This window comes from Synechococcus sp. MU1648 (assembly GCF_023630615.1).
GTDB lineage: Bacteria > Cyanobacteriota > Cyanobacteriia > PCC-6307 > Cyanobiaceae > Parasynechococcus.
In genome coordinates this window covers 1-17,106 of the sequence record NZ_JAKUHI010000014.1, presented here as the reverse complement: position 1 = coordinate 17,106, position 17,106 = coordinate 1, and the positions used below count along the sequence as shown (strand labels likewise).

The following is a 17,106-nucleotide window of genomic DNA, read 5'->3' as shown; positions in this document are numbered from 1 at the left end:
AGGGTGGGGCGGCTGGGAGGCTAAGGGGTTCGTCGGCGATTGGTTTTAGCCTGGTGCCATCACCATTTCTTGTCATGGCCGAATCCGACGCCGCTGCCCCCGCCAAGGCCAAGCCTGCTGCGCTGCGGAAAGGTGCGTTGGTCAGGGTGAACAAGGCCGCCTACAGCGCCAGCCTTGAAGCCGCTGCCAGCGACCCGACGGCACCGGATTACATCTTCGAAGGCCCCGGAGAGCTGCTGTTGGTCAAAGGGGACTACGGCCAGGTGCGTTGGAACCGTCCGGTGCCCGATGTGTGGTTGCGGATGGATCAGCTGGAAGCCTGCTCCTGATCCCGCTCTTGATTGGAGGCGGGGTCCAGGGCTTCCTCCACGGCCGTGACGGCCGCAGGGACGGAATTCATGGCCGAGGGGATGCGCCAAACGGCCCCCGACAGCACGCCGCTGAGATCCCCCAGGGCCGCCAGAACGGGATTCGAGACGCTTGCCCCATCAGCAGCGGCGGCAGCCTGCCAGGGATTCCAGCCCGCCAGGTTGACCACACTGCGGTAAGCCGCTGGCCAGGGGTTATCGGGCAACAGGCGTTGCAAGGCCTCGAACTGTTCCGACGCCTGCCCCGGACGGTTTTCCAGCACCGCCAGCAGAGCCAGGCTCCAACGCGGCTGAACCGCCTCCGGATCGTTGGCCAAGGCCTCTAGGGCCCTTGAGCGCACGGGCTCCCGATAGCTGAAATGACCATCGAGCATGTGCTCCCGCCCCACCGCTGCGAACACCGGATCCAGCCCCACCGGCCCGGCCGCCAGCCCGGCGGCGAGACTTGGGAAGCGCTCGGCAAAGGATGGGCCTGAAATGGGGTGCGTCGTGCTGCGACGCCAGAGGGAATAACTGCCCCCCCTGGGACGCTGAAACTGATCCACCAGATCAAACACACCGCTGCTGCGCACGGCTTGATCCAAGCGCCGTGCAGCCTTGCGCACCGATCCCTGGTTCCCTTCCGCCAGCACAACCCATTCCGACCGCGCCAACACAGGCTCACGGTCCCGGCGGCTTCCACCCAACTGGCGTCCGACGGTCTGCCCCCCATGGCGACGGCCGTAGAAGCTGACGTTGTGCTGGTTGAGATCAGACGTGCTGGGCACCACGATCAAGGTGGCAGGAGGGTTGCTGGGATCCGCACCGCCTGCTGCTTGCACCAGAGCCTCCACCGGTCCGCGGGGCCGGTCCTCAAACCGATGCAGCTGATGGGCCCAACCGGCTGGGACACAGGCCAGCACGCCTGCTCCAAACAAAGGCCATACCAGCTTTGAACGCCTGGCCAGCAACCAATGGCCCCACTGCCACCACCCACGGGCCAGCAGCAATAGCAGGGAGGGAAGCAGGGGGGCGATGTAGCGGTCGCCTTTGTTGGGGCTCAAGGTGGTGAGCACCCAGGCCGCGACGAGATTGATGAGCAGCCAGCGCCAGGACCAGGCGTGATCGGTGGAAACCTGCTGGCGCTGCCAGCACCAGAGCAGCACCCCCGAAAGACCAACCAAAAGCAGCACACTGCCCAGCTGCTCTGGCAACAGCCGCGGGTACCACAGCCAACTGGCCAGGCTGAGCACGCCGGGATCCCCTTCCCGGGCCGCCGACTCGAACACAGCCCGGTTGGTACCGCCGAGGCTGGTGATCCAGTTGTGACGCAACCAGGGGCCAACAAGCGCGGCCGTGAGGAAGGGCAACAGCAGGGCCTGACGCAACCAGGGGCCACCCCGGCGAATCGCCATCCCGGCGGCCCAGAAACCGGCGGGCACAAGCACCAGCAAGGCGCTCTGCTTCACCAGCACCGCCGCCAGAGCCGCCACGGTGCATCCCCAGGCCTGCCCCCAACGGCCACCGCTCTGGGGGTCGCACCAGACCCCGAGACGCCAGATCGCCAGGCTGCAACTGGCCACAAGGGCCATCTCAAGCACGTAATCCGTCCGCAAATCCAGGAAGGCCGGCGTCAATGCCGCCAAAAGGCAAGCGATCAGGGCCAGGCCCTCCCCCTGCAGCCGCCTCCCCCAGCCCGCCATCACGACAAGGAGCAGCCCGTGCCAGAGGCTGAGGCTCCAGGCCGCCTGCTCCGGGGCATCGCCACTCAACGCCATCACAGTGCCGTTCACCAATGAGGCCAACGGCGGAATCTTCGGGGAGAGATCCAGCAATGCCTGCCAACCCTGCCAACCGCCACCCGGCAGCAATCCCAAAGCGCGGCCGTGGTCCATGGCGCTGTTGAGGTAGTCAGCCTGATCCCAGGCGGGGACACCGGTCTGCAGCGTCCACCAAAGCCGATCCACCAGGGTTGACAGCACCCAGATCAGGGCAACCCAAGCCCAGAAACGCCAGCGCTGTTTCACACGATCTCCAACCGACGCCGCTCATCCTGGAGCCGCTTGCGTCGCTGCTTGGCCTCGCGCAGCATCTCGCGACCATCGTGGAGGTAACCATCCACGTAGCCCATGGTGTAGCGCTCCAGCTCTGCCAGAGCGTCCTCCACTTCCGAGAGGCAGTGATACAGGCTGAGGCCGAAGCCACGGGCCGAGGCCGGCGTGGGCAATGACTGGAACAGTTGTTTGACGCGTTCCATCCGGCTGCCGCTCGCCTCGAGATAACTGCAGAACGCCTCCATCAGCTCGTCGTCATAGGGATCAGCCGACAGTGCTTTGAGTTGCTTGGGGAAGGGATTGATCACCTCACCGAGCATGCGGTCGATCGGGGCGTAGACCCGCCGCAGCCACTCCACCAGAGCGTCATCAGCCGCCAACGAGCGCTCGTGGGCACGGCTGGCCCGGCGAAGATCCGCCGGCGATGCAGCACGCCCCGGCTGGGGCCGCGTGCGATCAAATGCCTTCCGGCGCTCGGCATCGCCAAGCACTTCCCAGGCGGCATTGAGGGCCAGCATCTGCTGATCGTCGCCGCCGGCATCGGGATGGTGCTGCTTCACCAGCTGGCGATAGGCCGCTTTGATTTCAGCGTTGCTGGCGGTGCTGCTGACACCAAGCACGGCATAGGGGTCGCTCACAGCTGGCCATCCCTCCGGGCGGGAAGCTGCGAAGCAGCACTGAACATTGGTGTTGAGAGATATCTCTCGCCATAACTAGCCAGCATCACCACCAGCCGTTTGCCCGCCATGGCGGGATCCTGGCCAACGCGGAGGGCCGCTGCCATGGCTGCTCCACTGCTGATGCCGTAGAGCAGACCTTCCTCCCGGGCCAGTCGCCGTCCCACCTGCATCGCCTCCTCATCGCTCACCGTGAGGATCGAATCAATCCGATCCAGTTCCAGCACCGCAGGAACAAAACCGGCCCCGATCCCCTGAATGCGGTGGGCGCCCGCCGGCCTCCCAGACAGAACGGCACTGGCCTCGGGCTCCACGGCAATCACCTGGAGCTGCGGCTGACGCTCTTTCAGCAGCCGGGCACAGCCAGTGATCGTGCCACCGGTCCCCACCCCTGCCACAAAGGCATCGATCTGGCCCTCCGTATCGCGCCAAATCTCCTCGGCCGTGGTGCGTTCATGCACGGCTGGATTGGCGGGGTTGTCGAACTGCTGGAGCAGATAGGCGTTGGGGATCTCTGCCACCAACTCCTTGGCCAGGGCAATCGCCCCATTCATGCCCTGGGCACCGTCAGTGAGCTGCAGCTCTGCGCCATAGGCCCGCAGCATCGCTCGACGCTCGGTGCTCATCGTGTCCGGCATGGTGAGAATCAGCCGGTAGCCCCGGGCCGCCGCCACCATGGCCAGGGCGATTCCGGTGTTGCCGCTGGTGGGTTCCACCAGCACTGTTTGGCCGGGAACGATCGTGCCGGCCTGCTCTGCCTCCAGCACCATGGCGCTGGCGATGCGGTCTTTGACCGAGGCCGAGGGATTGAAACTCTCCAATTTGGCCAGGATCTCGGCCTGGCAGCCGCAAGCCTGAGGCAGGCGGTTCAAGCGCACCAGGGGCGTGCCGCCGATCAGGGCCGTGATATCAGGCGCAATGCTCATGGGTGCAGCTTGCCCGCGGAACAACCATAAAAAAAGCCCTCCGCAGGGAAGGGCTTGATGTGTGTGTGAGGGAAGCTGTTCTGATGGCCCAACCAAGATCAGGCCAAGAGATCAGAACTTGAAGGTGGTCTGAACCAGGCCACCGAAGACGCCGAGGGACTTGTAGTCGCCATTGACGTTCTGGGTTTCGTCACCGAAAGGACGGCTGAGCCAGTAGATGGCTGGGGTGATCTGGATGTTGTCGGTGACCTGGAAGCTGTACCAGAGCTCCATGGCGTAACCGCCATCAGCCACAAAGCCATCCTCGACGTCGTAAACGAACTGGGGCTGACCCACGGCATAACCCAGAGCATTGCCTTCAAGAAGGACATCGTTCCAGGTGAGGCCCACCATCCAGCTGGCCATGCCGCGCTTGTTGGTGGCGTCATCCCAATCGCTATTGCCGCTCAGGAAGGACTTACCCACACCAGCGCTGATGGAAGGCATCCAACCAGAATCTTCGGGACGCCAGAAGCCATGCAGCGAGACGCTGTTGCTTTGTGCACCGGAGCGCACGCTTTCACCATCAGCGTTAGTAACGGTGCAAGGGGTGCCGAACTTGTCGCCAACGGCATACTCCGTACCGGTGCGGAACTTGGCGCCGCACTGGCCGTAGCGATAACCGGCGGCAAAGCCCCACTGCTTGTTGCCATAGGCAATCTGAGTGGTGATGTTGGCTTCAGAGTTGTCGGTCATGAAGCCACCCGTGTTGGGGTTGCTGTCATTGGCCTCACCGGAGTCAGCAACGTAGTTCGCAGCGACGGTGAAGTAGGGGTTGCCCTTCTCCACCTGCTTCTTGTTGCTGTAGACGGCACCGAAGCCACCACCGGTTTCCTTGTTCCAGACGCCGGGGGTACCCAGGGAACCACCGAAGAAATCGAGGATTTTGGTGCCGCCTTTGGCGTAAGCCGTGGCCTTGTAGCCCATCATCTCGGTGTTCCGGGTCAGAGGACCGACCTGGATGGTGAAGCTGTCGCCGAGGGGGAAGCGGTAGTAGATACGATCAATCTCGACGATGTTGCCGCCAGGAGCAGCAGTGTCGAGTTTGTTCAAGCTGACGCCGTTGCCGTCCCACACGCTGGTGTCGCCCATGTTGCCCGCACGCAGGCGGGTGTAGAGCAGATCCTTACCGCTGAAGGAGGTCTTCAGGCCAAGACGGAGGTCGTAGCTGAAGGAGAAGCCGCCGTAATCAGCGTTGTAGGCATCACGTGCACCTTTCTCGCCACCCGTGTTGTAGTTGTCACCTTTGGCGCGTGTCGCACCAGCGACCCAGACGGTTTTGGCTTTGAGTTTGGTGGTGGTGGAGAACTGGGTTGCTTCCAGTTCGCCAACACGAGCCTCGAGGCCGTCAACGCGACCCTTGAGGATGGCCAGCTCGGTTTCGAATTCCTTGAGCAGGCGACGCAGCTCGTCGGTCACTTCAGTGATCCGGTCGAGGCAAGCGTTCAACAGGGCAGCCGCTTCGTAGCGGGTCATGGCCCGGTTGCCACGGAAGGTGCCGTTGGGGTAGCCGGCCACGCAGCCGTACTGCTCCACCAGGTTCGCCAGAGCCTGATAGGCCCAGTCGGTGGGGTAGACGTCGGAGAACTGGGTGACGCTGGTCACCTGATCAGCGGAAGCCGCGTAATCAGAAACGCCGTTGATGTTGAGCTCGGCAGCATTTGCGCCACTGGCCAGAAGGCCAAGGGCAGCAGGAGCCACCAGCAGTTGCTGGAAAAGCTTCATTTGGGTTCTCACACCAAGAGAAAAGTGCCGGCAAGACATGCCAGCGGACTCACGCTATGGGCACGACTTCGCCCTGGCAGTAAGGGCAACTCAAGAGTTGTTTAGGTATCGGTTAAGACCATCTACCAAGCGTTAAGCCGCAAAAAAAAGCTCCCCACCGAAGTGGAGAGCTGAAATTTCTGAATGGATTGAGACTCCATAAAGAGCCTCGGAACCAGTGATCAGAACTTGAACTGAGTCTTGATCAGACCGCTCATGGCGTTCAAGCCACTGGAGTCCTGAGAAGGGAAGGGCTTGCTCAGGTAGGTGATGGCAGGGGTGACGGTGATGTTGTCGGTGACCTGGAACTTGTAGAAGAATTCCCAGGCGTAGCCAGCACCTTCGGTGTAGTCGTCGTCGTCGACAGACACGATGTAGGTGGGCTGGCCGACGGCCATACCGAAGGAGTTTCCTTCCAGGAAGACGTCATCCCACTCGAGACCCACATACCAGGAGTTGGTGTAGGCGTCGGTGCCGTTGTTGGCTTCGAGCCAGGTGCCGCCGTAGCCGGCACTGATGGAAGGAATCCAGCCGGAATCTTCAGGGGTCCACCAGGCACTCAGGCCAACGGAGTTGGACTGGCCACCGACGTAGGAGATGGCAGCAGCTTCATAGTTGGCATTGCCCTGGTAGAGGCCAACGCCGTTTTCGCTGGAGGCCTTGGTGTAAGCAGCAGCGATACCCCAGTTCTCAGGAGCGTAAGCAAGCTGAGTTGTGGCACTGAAGCCTGCACCATTGGTTCCGATGCCACCCGTGTTGGGGTTGCTGTCGTTGCCGTTGACCGACAGGTAGCTGGTGGAGATGCTGAAGTCATCGGACTTCCAGTACACACCAGCACCAGCGCCGAGAGCCAGGTTATAAGCACCAGGCGCGCCGGCGTAGGTGAAGAAGTCATACGTCATGGCAGACGGATAGGCGCTAGGCCACACCGGCAGCATGTCGTCCATACGGACCATGGGGCCGCCAACCACGGTGAAGTCATCACCGATGGGGAAGCTGTAGTACATACGGTTGACAACCACGGCGTTGTCGGAGTTAAAGCCGTACTCCTGGGCAAAGATGCCGTTGCCGCCGTAGACGTTGCTCATGTTGCCTGCACGCAGGCGGGTATAGAGCAGGTCCTTACCGGTGAAGCTGGTCTCCAGGTTCAACGCCAGGTTGTAGCTGAAGGAAGTACCACCTTCAAGAGCTGCGGCGACATCGCTGCCGTCGCCGTGGAATTTGGCAGCACCAAAGACCCAGTCAGCCTTACCCTTCAGCTTGGTGGTGGTGGAGAACTGGGTTGCTTCCAGTTCGCCAACGCGGGCCTCGAGGCCGTCAACGCGACCCTTGAGGATGGCCAGCTCGGTTTCGAATTCCTTGAGCAGGCGACGCAGCTCGTCGGTCACTTCAGTGATCCGGTCGAGGCAAGCGTTCAACAGGGCAGCCGCTTCGTAGCGGGTCATGGCCCGGTTGCCACGGAAGGTGCCGTTGGGGTAGCCAGCCACGCAGCCGTACTGCTCCACCAGGTTCGCCAGAGCCTGATAGGCCCAGTCGGTGGGGTAGACGTCGGAGAACTGGGTGACGCTGGTCACCTGATCAGCGGAAGCCGCGTAATCAGAAACGCCGTTGATGTTCAGCTCGGCGGCATTAGCGCCACTGGCCAGAAGGCCAAGGGCGGCAGGAGCCACCAGCAGTTGCTGGAAAAGCTTCATTGAATTCCTCACACAGGAAATAGGCGCAACTACGCCATTTCCACATTTTGAGAGGCAGCCATCGAACATCCAAGTCGACTTGTGCCGGTCTTTACATCGACATGTATCAACGACGACTGTTTGGGCCGAGCAGAGGGCTCTTAAAAACGATGCCCCCGTCCGGTAAACCGAGCGGGGGCTCTCGCCGGGTCCGCTTTTGCCGCGGAACCGGATGATCAGTCAGAAGGCGCCGTTCAGCCGGCGTTCTCCGCGATCAGCAGACCCTGAATCAAACAACTGGAAATCATGGACACCTCCTCCTGAAGGATTGTGAATGCCGGCCACGCCTTCGGAATTGTGTTCGCTTCCCGAAGGAAGCATTCACCACTCCACGTCGCTGCATCCTGAACACCCGGACCATACTCAGTTTTTGATGCGATGAGGAGCACCCATGCGCTCCGGCTCAGCTCCTGACCCAGCCCCCTGGATCGCATTGATTGGTCTCGGCTTTGTCGCTGCCGTTCTTGCTCTGATTGGCCTCGGGGATCTCCCCCTACGGGACTTCGATGAGGCCACCGTGGCAAGGGTGGCCCTCGAAGTTCGCCACGGACTCGGTGAAGCCCCGTTGCTGCCCACCCTCTGGGGCGCGCCGTACCTCAACAAGGCACCAGGACTGCACAGCCTGATCGCACTGGTGATCGGCGCGACGACGCAGCCCAACCAGCTCCCCTCGGAGTGGACCATCCGGCTGGCGCCGGCCTTGCTGTCTTGCTTGGTGGTCCCCCTCGGAGGTTGGCTGCAATGGACGCTGCGGCCTGGAGATCGCTCCAGCGCCATCGCCACCAGCGTGATCCTGCTATCGCTGCTCCCAGTGGCTCGGCACGGACGCCTGGCCATGCTGGATGGCACGCAGCTGACGGCCATGGCTCTGCTGTGGTTGGCCTTGCTGCAACTCAACCAAAGCCGATGGAGCGGCCTCTGGGGAGTGGTGGCCGGCCTGATGGCCAGCGCGATGCTGCTGCTCAAGGCACCCCTGCTGGTGCCCTCGGCCGTGGCCGCCGGCCTGGCGCTGGTCTGGGGCCAGGAATGGAAAGCCTGGAACAACCGTGCCACGGCTTGCACTGGGTTCATGCTGGGGCTGGTACCGGGAATGGGCTGGCATCTGTGGCATGCCCACATCCGGGGGGCCGAGGCGCTCTGGCTCTGGGGTGGTGATGGCGCAGGGCGGGTTCTGCTGGATGCAGGCGAAGGCAGTGATCTGGGGTGGCGAGTCCCCGTGATCGAAATCGTGGAGGGGGGCTGGCCCTGGTTGCCCCTGGTGCCCTTTGTCCTGATCTGGGCCTGGCGGTGGCGCCAGAGCCGCTGGGGACGATGGTCACTGGCCAGCCTGCTCACCCTGGCTGGAGCAATTCTGCCGCTACGCACCCAGCTTCCCTGGTACAGCCACCCGCTCTGGCTGCCGATCGCCCTCCTCTGCGCGCCGCTGCTGGTCTGGCTGGTGGAGCGACCCTCCTCGTCTTCAGTTTCACCGGATTCAGTTTCACCGGACAGCCCAAGGCCACCCTGCCGCTGGCTGCTGTTGCAGCTTCCATCGTTTTGGTGCGGACTCGGCCTGCTCCTCCTGCTGCTGTGGCTGAGCAGTTTCAGCAACATCGGCAGCAGCCTTGCGCCCTATCGCGGACTAGCGGCCGTACTGGGCCTCGGCTGGTGTAGCGGCGGATGGTGGCTGCGATCCGCCTCCCCGGGTCAACGGCGCCTCGGGGTGATCAGCCTGGCCTGCGGCAATGTGGCGGCTCTGGCCCTGCTGTTTCACTCCCCACTGTGGTTGTGGGAACTCAACGAAACCTGGCCCGTGCGACCCGTTGCGGCCTTAGCCCGAGACAACTCTGGAACTGAGTTAACTCTGAAGGGCTACGACGAACGTCCCAGCCTGAACTGGTACGCCGAACAACGTATCCCGCGTTTCAAAGGTGGAAGGAGTCGGCGTCTCAGCGACAAACCTCAGGAGAACTGCATCATCGAGGGCCAAACGGGGCAGTGGAGCCTGGCCGACTGTCGGTAGCCTGAGCCCGACTGGAGCGCACTGTGTCGTCCACCGCGGAACGTGAAGGACAGACAAGCCACAGCGGCCTGTCCATCGTGCTGCCCACTTTCAACGAAGGCGGGTCGATCCGCCAGGTAATCGAATCACTGTTGCGGCTGGGGACCGATCATCCGCTCGAGATCCTGGTCGTCGATGACGATTCCCGGGACGGGACCCCTGATCTGGTGCGCAGTCTGGCCCGTCAGGACCCCAGGATCCGGATCATTCAGCGGGTGGGACGCTCCGGACTCGCCAGCGCCATCAAAGAAGGACTCATCGCAGCCCTCTATTCCACCGCCGTGGTGATGGATAGCGATGGCCAGCACGAGCCCAGTTCCGTTGGGGAGGCAGTGCAGCTGCTTGAACGCGACGACCTGGATTTGGTCGCGGGGAGCCGATTCCTGGACCACTCCGAAATTCGCGGCCTCAGTGATCGACGCACCGATGGTTCCACCCTCGCCAACCGTCTGGCCCGTTGGAGTCTTCCAAGGTCCTATCGGCACCTGACCGATTGCATGAGCGGATTCATGGTGCTGCGGCTCAACAGCTGTCTACCGCTGGTGCGCCAGGTGGACGTCAACGGCTTCAAATTCTTCTACGAGCTCCTGGCGATCAGCAGCGGCCGCATGCAGGTGGGTGAAATCCCGCTGAGCTTTCAGCCGCGTTTGCATGGCAACTCCAAGCTCGACCTCGCCATCCTCTGGGACTTCCTGGTGTCCCTGATTCACACCGCAACCCTGCGGCTGCTGCCGCGGCGGGCGATCAGCTTCGGGCTTGTTGGCGCCTCGGGTGTGGTGGTTCAGCTGATGTCCACCGCTCTGCTGATGGGCCTGCTCAACCTCTCGTTTCAGCAGGCTCTGCCAGTGGCCGTGATCACAGCAGCAAGCTCGAACTATCTGGTAAACAACGCTCTCACTTTTCGCGATCGGCGTCAGAGCGGACGGCACCTGATCCGGGGGTTGCTGAAGTTCCTGCTGGTGGCCTCCCTGCCGGCACTTGCCAACGTCGGCCTGGCCACCAGTTTTTACACCCTGATCCAGGCCCATGCGCTCTGGGCCCAATTAGCGGGCATTGTTGTCGTCTACGTCTGGAACTATGCGGCTTCATCCCGCTTTGTCTGGAATAGCCCCTAGGCCGGCCTGGCTGCCCATCGGCCTGGGAAGCCTGCTGCGGCTGGTGCAGATCTGGATGCCGGTGCTCGGCATTCACAGCTGGCGGCAGGCCGACACGGCAGCCATGGCTAGGCATTTCAGCCAGGCGGGCACACCGATCTGGCTGCCTCAGATCGACTGGAGTGGGGCCAGTGCCGGCTTTGTGGAGTCGGAATTTCCCATCTACCCCTTTCTGGTGAGCCGCCTCTACACCCTGATGGGCGTGCAGGAATGGCTGGGTCGCGGTCTGTCGGTGCTCTGCAGCGGGCTGACCATCTGGCTGGTGATGCGACTCGGCCGGCGTTGGTTTAGCCCCGAAGCCGGTTGGTGGGCTGGCTTGGCCTTTGCCATCGCACCCTTGGGGGTGTATTTCGGGCGCGCCTTCCAAGCCGAAGCCCTGCTGCTGCTCTGTGCCGCAGGGGCCCTGGAAAGCCTGAGCCTTTGGCGTGAACAACGATTGCCATGGGCTCTAGCGCTGAGCTGGCTTTGCTTCACCACAGCGGGCTTGATCAAGGTGATTCCCCTGCTCTGGCTGGGACTTCCCCTGCTGATGGTGCAACTCAGCACCAACCCCCAGAACCATGCCACCCCTTGGCAAACCCTGCTCAGTCGCTTGATGCGACTGCTAAGGCATCCAGGGTTTTGGTTTTACATCAGCACCAGCCTTGGGGCGATCGCCGGCTGGTACTGGCATGCCCATCAACTGGGACAAGCCAGTGGCCTGAGCTTTGGGTTCTGGGGGTCGGGAGCCGATCGCAGCAGCCTCAGTCTTCTGTTGGACCTCAACGGTTGGATCAACCTTCTGCTGCGGATTGGCCTGCGTCTCCTGGCACTTGTGGGAGTGCCCTTCCTGCTGCTCGGCCTCAGGGCGAGCTGGCGCAGCGGTGGCGGACAGATCGCCATCAGCGGACTGCTGGGCGTTCTGCTCTGCACAATCGCCACCATGCGCTCAAGCACGATTCATGAGTATTACCAGCTGCCGCTGCTTCTGTTCAGCTCTCCGCTCATCGGCCTCGGCTGGCAGACCTGGAAAGAGCATCGCCCCCGCTGGCAACGTCGGCTGTTGCTCAGCCTTGCCCTGGTGGTGAGTCTCACGGTGCTCTCGCTGGATTACTGGGCCGTGGAGCATCGGCAACGTCAGGCATGGATGCCCCTAGCCCTCACCATCCGCAGGGATCTGCCGATCGACGCACGGATCGTGAGTGTCACCAGCACCGATCCAACCTTGCTCAACCTGGCCCGCCGTCAGGGCTGGCTGATCTCCAGCAAGCAACTCACACCGGAGCGGATTCAGCGCTGGAAGAAGGCCGGAGCCAGCCATCTCGCCGGCAGCTTCGTGTGGGACAAGACCTACCGGCCGATGCCTGAGCAGCGGCAACGAATTCTGCGAGAGATGGTGGATGCAAGCCCCGGCGCCTGGGTGGACCCGCGCAGCCAGACCTACCTGATTCCGATTGATGAGCTCCACCCCAAGGGCTGAATCCCAGCCATCGCTCCCGCCTGACTGCCCCCAGCTACTGGTGGTCTTGAGCGCAGGCCTGGGCCTGCTTCTCTGGGGTGTCGCGGCGGCGCGGCATGGCCTGCTCCAAAGCAATGCCTACGACCTCGGACTGTTCGACCAATGGGCCTGGCTGATCGGATCTGGAGCCGCACCGATCTCCTCGATGGAGCAGGTGCATGTGCTGGCCGACCACGGAGCTTGGATGCTGTATTTGGCCGGGGGGGCCTATCGGATGTTGCCCAGCCTGCATTGGCTCTTGGGCAGTCAGGCCCTGGCCCTGAGCTTCACAGCGCTGCCGATCTGGTGGCTGGCGGAGCAGGCTGGGTTATCGCGACGACGCTGCTGGCTGGCTTGCAGCCTCTGGTGGTTGCAGCCGGTGGTGTTCAACGCCGCTTTGTTTGATTTCCATCCCGAAACCTGGGTGATGCCCGCCTTTGCTCTGGCGCTCTGGGCCGAACGCGAAGGCCGCCCCCGGCTCTGGTTGGCACTGCTGCTGCTGCTGCTCGGCTGCCGCGATGGCCTTGTGCTGATCACATCCGGCATGGCCATCGATCTTGCCTGGCGCCGGCGTTGGCGGTGGAGCCTTGCGGCGGGCGGCCTCAGCGTTGGATGGCTGCTCATCCTCAGCCGTTGGCTCTATCCACTGCTGCGGAACGGCGAAGGGCCCAAAGCCGCATCACGCATGTTCAGCCATTTAGGTGGCGATCCAACCACCGTTCTCAGTGGCCTCGATTGGAGCGGTGGTGCGGAATACCTGCTGCTCCTCTGCCTGCCCTGCATCTGGCTGTGGCGTCGGGCCTCCGTCAGCACATTGCTGATCGGGCTGCCCTTGGTGCTGGTGAATCTGCTCTCTGCGGCCGCCAGCTATCGGACCCTGGTGCATCACTACAGCCTGCCCCTTGCGGTGGTGGCCGTGGTGGCCTGCATCGATGGTCTGCAGCAGCAACACCAACCCCAGCGGACGTTTCCCTGGATGCTGTGCTGGGCTGTGGCCTGCTGGCTGGTGCTGGCCAAGCCCTGGTTCTTCACCGGGCCCTACCTGGCCCGACTACCCCAGCTGCAGGCCGTTCACGAGGCCAAGGTCCTGATCCAACAAGAGGACGCGGTGCTCACCACCAGCTATCTGGTACCGCAGCTCAGCCAGCGCACCACCATCAGCTTCCCCAAAAAAAAGCAGAGCATGCCCCACGACGCTGCGGCCTGGAACGTGCTGCTGCTCAATCCCAGTGACCCGGGCTGGGGATCGAGCCGAAAGGTTCAAAAAAGCTTGCTTACTCAAGCCAGGGACAGGAACTGGACCTGTCGGAGCTGGCCATCGGGCCTGGAGCTGTGTCGAGCCCCTGCCGCTGCAAAACAACAGCCCCGCCATGGCAATGCACCAAGCGATAGTCACCCGACTCCTTGAGCTTCCGCAGTTCCCGCTTAATGCGCTGCTGTTTGTTGCGCGACCCCTTGAACACCTCAGCCAACGGCGTGTAGTAACCGGGCAGGGCGACAACCCAGTCCACCGGTTGAACGCGTCCCTGGCGATCGCGGTAGTGAGCATGCCGAGGGAAACGAATCACCGCCTCCCGCTGTGCCAACAACGGCAGCACAGGCGTATCCGCAGCAACGCTGGCATTAGCTGGAATCAGAGCCACAGCCTGTGAAGCCGCCTGGCGGCGGGCCAGCATTTGCTGCGGTGACACATAGGCCCAAGGGGAAAAACTGTCGGGGATCACGGCCGAAAAGGTGCGATGCGGGTTAGCCACCAGCGTGAGCACAAGGCCAAGGGACAGGGCCCCGGTCCAACAGCGACGCAGCCACAACTTCGACCAGACCTCCGGGTGCCGTTGCCACCAGAGCACAGCACCGAGATAGAGCCCGGGTACCAGGGCAAGCACGTAGCGCAGCGTCACCGACAGCGCCGATCGCCCCTGGGAGAGCAACGCAATCAGCAACGGAGCCAACATCAGCAAAGCCGCATCCACCGAGAGCAGGGGCACCAGCACGAGCGGCAGGCTCAACGCCAGCACAAAGCCGAGGGTTGCTCCCGGCGGCGACACCAAGGCGTCCAGCAAGGCCAGGGGCTGGCGCAGCATCGCCCAAAGCACAGCAACGGTTCCCCCCGACGGATCGTCCACCAGATGGCCGAACTTCTCCTTCAGAAAGCGATCCGACAAGGAGGAGTCCACCATCGGTTGAATCCATCCGGTGACCAACACAACCCACGCAAAGGAAACGAGCATCAGCAGGGCGCCGGTGATGCGTTGACCGGGACGACGGACCAAGGCCCAAAGCCCGAGTGAAAACAGCAACAAACCACTGTCTTCTCGCACCAACAGCAACAAGGCACCAAACAGCCACACCCGCCAACGGCAGCCATCGAGCAGGCCTCCCACCACCAGGAACGCCAACAAAGGCAACCAAACCAGATCGTGAAAGTTCTCGAGGGCCGGACCAATCACCGCGCCACTGAGGAAGTAAGCCAGCGTGATCCGCTCCGCCAAGGGGCGCGGCAGTCGCGAGTCGGCCAATCTCCACAACACGAGCCCCGCAGCGGCGAGAAGCCCCACCTGAAGCAAAGGAAGCGCCCACATCCCGAACACAGCCACCAGGGGGGCCATGAGCACGGTGAGGACGTTGGCGTGCTGCCCCAAGTGCAAGTAATCGATGGACGGAAGGCCATCGCCGACCACCACCGCTCCGGACAACACGGATGAAAGGCTGCTTTCAAAAGGTCGCCCCTGAGCGGTGGCCCAGAGTTCCTGCAGAAACAGGGCTTGGTCATAGGTCGCGCTGAGGCTGAACAGCCTCCAGACCTGCAACGCAAAGCAGATCAGGGCAAACAGGCCCGCCATCGCCAACACGTTGCGTGGCCACCGTGTCGTGGAAGGCGCATCAATGCCGCTGGGTCGACGCATGCAGCCGTCCTGGATGGATTTTGGGCAGGTTACGGAGCGTCCTGCACGGGGCCAAGCAGCACCCGCGTCCGCAGCAGCAAGAGATAGATCGACGCGTACAGCACCAGCTCACCCCACTCCTGATCCCGGTTGAGGATCACGTCGGAAAAGGTCCGCGTGGCAATGAAGAACGCCAGTGCAGAAACCGCCAGGAACAACGGCCAGCTGTAGAAAGCGGGGGTGAGGGCCCTGGTCACGGCCGCCATCGACTCCGAACACTGTTTGGTTAGAGCTCGCATCCAGCGAGGCGCCAAAACCACAACAGCCAAAACCCCAAGGGTCGCGAAGAACGTGCCGACATCCAGTCGATCCTGAAACCAACCGATGTTGTGCAGGGTCGTCTCGTTCTGGGCATTGATCTCGTTCAACAAGGGCGGAGTCCGCCAACTGAAGATCACCTGACCCCAGGCGAGTTCCTCCATCAAGACCAGGGCAAGGCATCCGGCACCGATCTGGAACAAGTGCCCGGGTCGGCGTTCCTCCAGACGTGCATTCAAATCAGTGCCGATCAGCCAGGCCGCTCGGGTGGCGAGCACCAGGACAAGCACTTGGCTCCACTCGACCAGCCCCCCTTCGCCAAACACCAGATTTTTGTAGGCATCACGATCCGCCGAGCCGGTCTTCAGCGCCACCACAAGCAAAACCACAAGCGCCAGGAGCCCCCAGACCGCGCGGGAACGCCCTTGATGAGCCAAGGGATCGGCAACCGACAGCAACCGCAGCAACCACTTGGAGCGGGCAGCCCAGATCGCCACGGCCGTAGTCACCCCCGCCAAGACACCCCAACCGAGATCCAGGGAAGATCCGCCAGACGCAGTGCTCACCAGTTGCACCACCACCGTCAGTAGAGACGCCGCCGCAATCACCACAAACAATCTGGTAAGAGCGGTCTTGAGGCCGCGACCCCGTGTGTAGATCACTGCCACCAACCCATCTCTTGCGCGAAGCGCAGGTTAAGCAGAGGTTTAGAACCGAAGAGCGGGGCCGTTGTTCGTCCTCCGCACCATCCAATCGTGACTCAGCAATCCAAAGCAGCAGACCACAGCCAAGAAGGGATCATGCCCCTCACTCCCAGGTCTGTTCGCAACCTGCTGCTGGCCATCACCGCAGGGTTTCTGGTGGCCCACTGCGTCGTTCAAGTGGGCATTTATGGCTTCGGGGCCGAGAAGCATTGGCTCGACAGCCTCAACATGGACCGGGAACTCAACCTGCCCACCCTGTTCAGCAGCTCGCTGTTGCTGATATCAGCACTGTTGATGCAGCGACTGGGTCACAACAGCAACCCCGACGCAGCAGATGACTGGCGTTTGCTGTCGAAGATTTTCATCTTTCTGGCCCTCGACGAAGCACTGCAGATTCACGAGATCCTGATCATTCCAGGGCTACGACACCAGGTGCACCCCGCCCTGGCATCCACCTGGGTGGTGCCCTACGCCGCCCTCGCCCTCATCATGCTCTGGAAATTTCGAAGCTTCCTCGGGTCGATCCCCAGAGCAACGGCAACAGGGTTGCTGCGTTCAGGCGCCGTCTATGTGGGCGGAGCCATTGGCATGGAGATGATCGGCAGCTTTGCTGTTCGATCGAGCCTGATCCGCCTGCATAGCCCCTGGTATGGCGCCATCACAGGCCTCGAAGAAACACTGGAACTGGTTGGCATCATTCTTCTGATCGATGCGCTGATGCGAGCACTGCTTGTCCAACAGGACAGCGTCGACATCACTCTTCGTTTGACTGCCGCTCAAGACGACCAATAAACCAAAAAAAAACCGCCCTATTGGGCGGTTGATGGAAACAATCTTCTTGCGATCAGAGGGCGTTGCCGCGGGGCAGAACCTCTTCAGGGAAGACGAAGTTTTCGTGCGGCTGGTCAGCCGGTGCCATCCAGGCACGCAGACCTTCATTCAGAAGGATGTTCTTGGTGTAGAAGGTCTCAAATTCGGGATCTTCTG

The 17,106-nt window shown here is 62.4% G+C and carries 13 protein-coding genes and 2 pseudogenes; 6 read left to right on the top strand and 9 right to left on the bottom strand.

Annotation, left to right across the window (positions count from 1 at the left end; genetic code table 11):
- Nucleotides 1-74 precede the first annotated feature (74 nt).
- Entirely contained in the window at nucleotides 75-329 is a 255-nt protein-coding gene (locus NCN06_RS11570; RefSeq protein WP_186570730.1) for an NAD(P)H-quinone oxidoreductase subunit O, read from the top strand.
- On the opposite strand, the gene NCN06_RS11565 is transcribed toward NCN06_RS11570, so the two are convergent.
- From NCN06_RS11565 to NCN06_RS11540, 6 genes are all read right to left on the bottom strand, one after another.
- On the bottom strand, nucleotides 308-2,374 hold the full coding sequence (locus NCN06_RS11565) for a glycosyltransferase family 39 protein (RefSeq protein WP_250398960.1): 2,067 nt from the start codon (nucleotides 2,372-2,374) through the stop codon (nucleotides 308-310). The two genes, NCN06_RS11570 and NCN06_RS11565, sit on opposite strands and share 22 nt — an antisense overlap.
- Nucleotides 2,371-3,039, bottom strand: a complete 669-nt coding sequence (locus NCN06_RS11560; RefSeq protein ID WP_250398959.1) for a J domain-containing protein — start codon at nucleotides 3,037-3,039, stop codon at nucleotides 2,371-2,373. Before NCN06_RS11560 ends, NCN06_RS11565 begins: the two co-directional genes overlap by 4 nt.
- Nucleotides 3,036-4,004: a cysteine synthase A gene (gene cysK, locus NCN06_RS11555; protein ID WP_166018493.1), complete on the bottom strand. Its 969-nt coding sequence runs from the start codon at nucleotides 4,002-4,004 to the stop codon at nucleotides 3,036-3,038. The genes NCN06_RS11560 and cysK overlap by 4 nt, the downstream gene beginning before the upstream one ends.
- Nucleotides 4,005-4,115: 111 nt before the next feature.
- The gene (locus NCN06_RS11550) at nucleotides 4,116-5,768 is read right to left on the bottom strand and encodes an iron uptake porin (protein ID WP_250398958.1); all 1,653 of its coding nucleotides are present in this window, start codon (nucleotides 5,766-5,768) and stop codon (nucleotides 4,116-4,118) included.
- 221 nt (nucleotides 5,769-5,989) lie between these two features.
- Entirely contained in the window at nucleotides 5,990-7,501 is a 1,512-nt protein-coding gene (locus NCN06_RS11545; protein WP_226399057.1) for an iron uptake porin, read from the bottom strand.
- A 219-nt stretch (nucleotides 7,502-7,720) separates the two neighbouring features.
- Nucleotides 7,721-7,861, bottom strand: a complete 141-nt coding sequence (locus NCN06_RS11540; RefSeq protein WP_226409869.1) for a hypothetical protein — start codon at nucleotides 7,859-7,861, stop codon at nucleotides 7,721-7,723.
- A 70-nt stretch (nucleotides 7,862-7,931) separates the two neighbouring features.
- On the opposite strand from NCN06_RS11540, the gene NCN06_RS11535 reads away from it, so the two are divergent.
- Genes NCN06_RS11535 through NCN06_RS11520 form a run of 4 tightly spaced genes read left to right on the top strand, consistent with a single transcriptional unit; the run spans nucleotide 7,932 to nucleotide 13,620 of the window.
- Nucleotides 7,932-9,542, top strand: a complete 1,611-nt coding sequence (locus tag NCN06_RS11535) for an ArnT family glycosyltransferase (RefSeq protein WP_250398957.1) — start codon at nucleotides 7,932-7,934, stop codon at nucleotides 9,540-9,542.
- A gap of 23 nt (nucleotides 9,543-9,565) precedes the next feature.
- Entirely contained in the window at nucleotides 9,566-10,696 is a 1,131-nt protein-coding gene (locus tag NCN06_RS11530; protein ID WP_250398956.1) for a glycosyltransferase, read from the top strand.
- Nucleotides 10,659-12,194 carry an ArnT family glycosyltransferase gene (locus tag NCN06_RS11525; protein ID WP_250398955.1) on the top strand — a complete coding sequence of 512 codons (1,536 nt, stop codon included), beginning with the start codon at nucleotides 10,659-10,661 and terminating at the stop codon, nucleotides 12,192-12,194. The genes NCN06_RS11530 and NCN06_RS11525 overlap by 38 nt, the downstream gene beginning before the upstream one ends.
- A complete protein-coding gene (locus tag NCN06_RS11520) occupies nucleotides 12,172-13,620 on the top strand; it encodes a DUF2079 domain-containing protein (protein WP_250398954.1) in 1,449 nt (482 codons plus the stop codon). Before NCN06_RS11525 ends, NCN06_RS11520 begins: the two co-directional genes overlap by 23 nt.
- Before the next feature lie 7 nt (nucleotides 13,621-13,627).
- Here the strand turns inward: NCN06_RS11520 and NCN06_RS11515 are convergent.
- Both NCN06_RS11515 and NCN06_RS11510 read right to left on the bottom strand, forming a co-directional pair.
- A pseudogene (locus tag NCN06_RS11515) lies at nucleotides 13,628-15,055 on the bottom strand (DUF2079 domain-containing protein); the annotation flags it as partial.
- Between the two features lie 92 nt (nucleotides 15,056-15,147).
- Nucleotides 15,148-16,083, bottom strand: coding sequence for a hypothetical protein (locus NCN06_RS11510; protein ID WP_250398953.1), 936 nt, complete (start codon nucleotides 16,081-16,083; stop codon nucleotides 15,148-15,150).
- A 132-nt stretch (nucleotides 16,084-16,215) separates the two neighbouring features.
- On the opposite strand from NCN06_RS11510, the gene NCN06_RS11505 reads away from it, so the two are divergent.
- Nucleotides 16,216-16,911, top strand: coding sequence for a DUF8692 domain-containing protein (locus NCN06_RS11505; protein WP_250398952.1), 696 nt, complete (start codon nucleotides 16,216-16,218; stop codon nucleotides 16,909-16,911).
- 52 nt (nucleotides 16,912-16,963) lie between these two features.
- On the opposite strand, the pseudogene NCN06_RS11500 reads toward NCN06_RS11505, so the two are convergent.
- Nucleotides 16,964-17,106: pseudogene (locus NCN06_RS11500) on the bottom strand (photosystem II D2 protein (photosystem q(a) protein)); the annotation flags it as partial.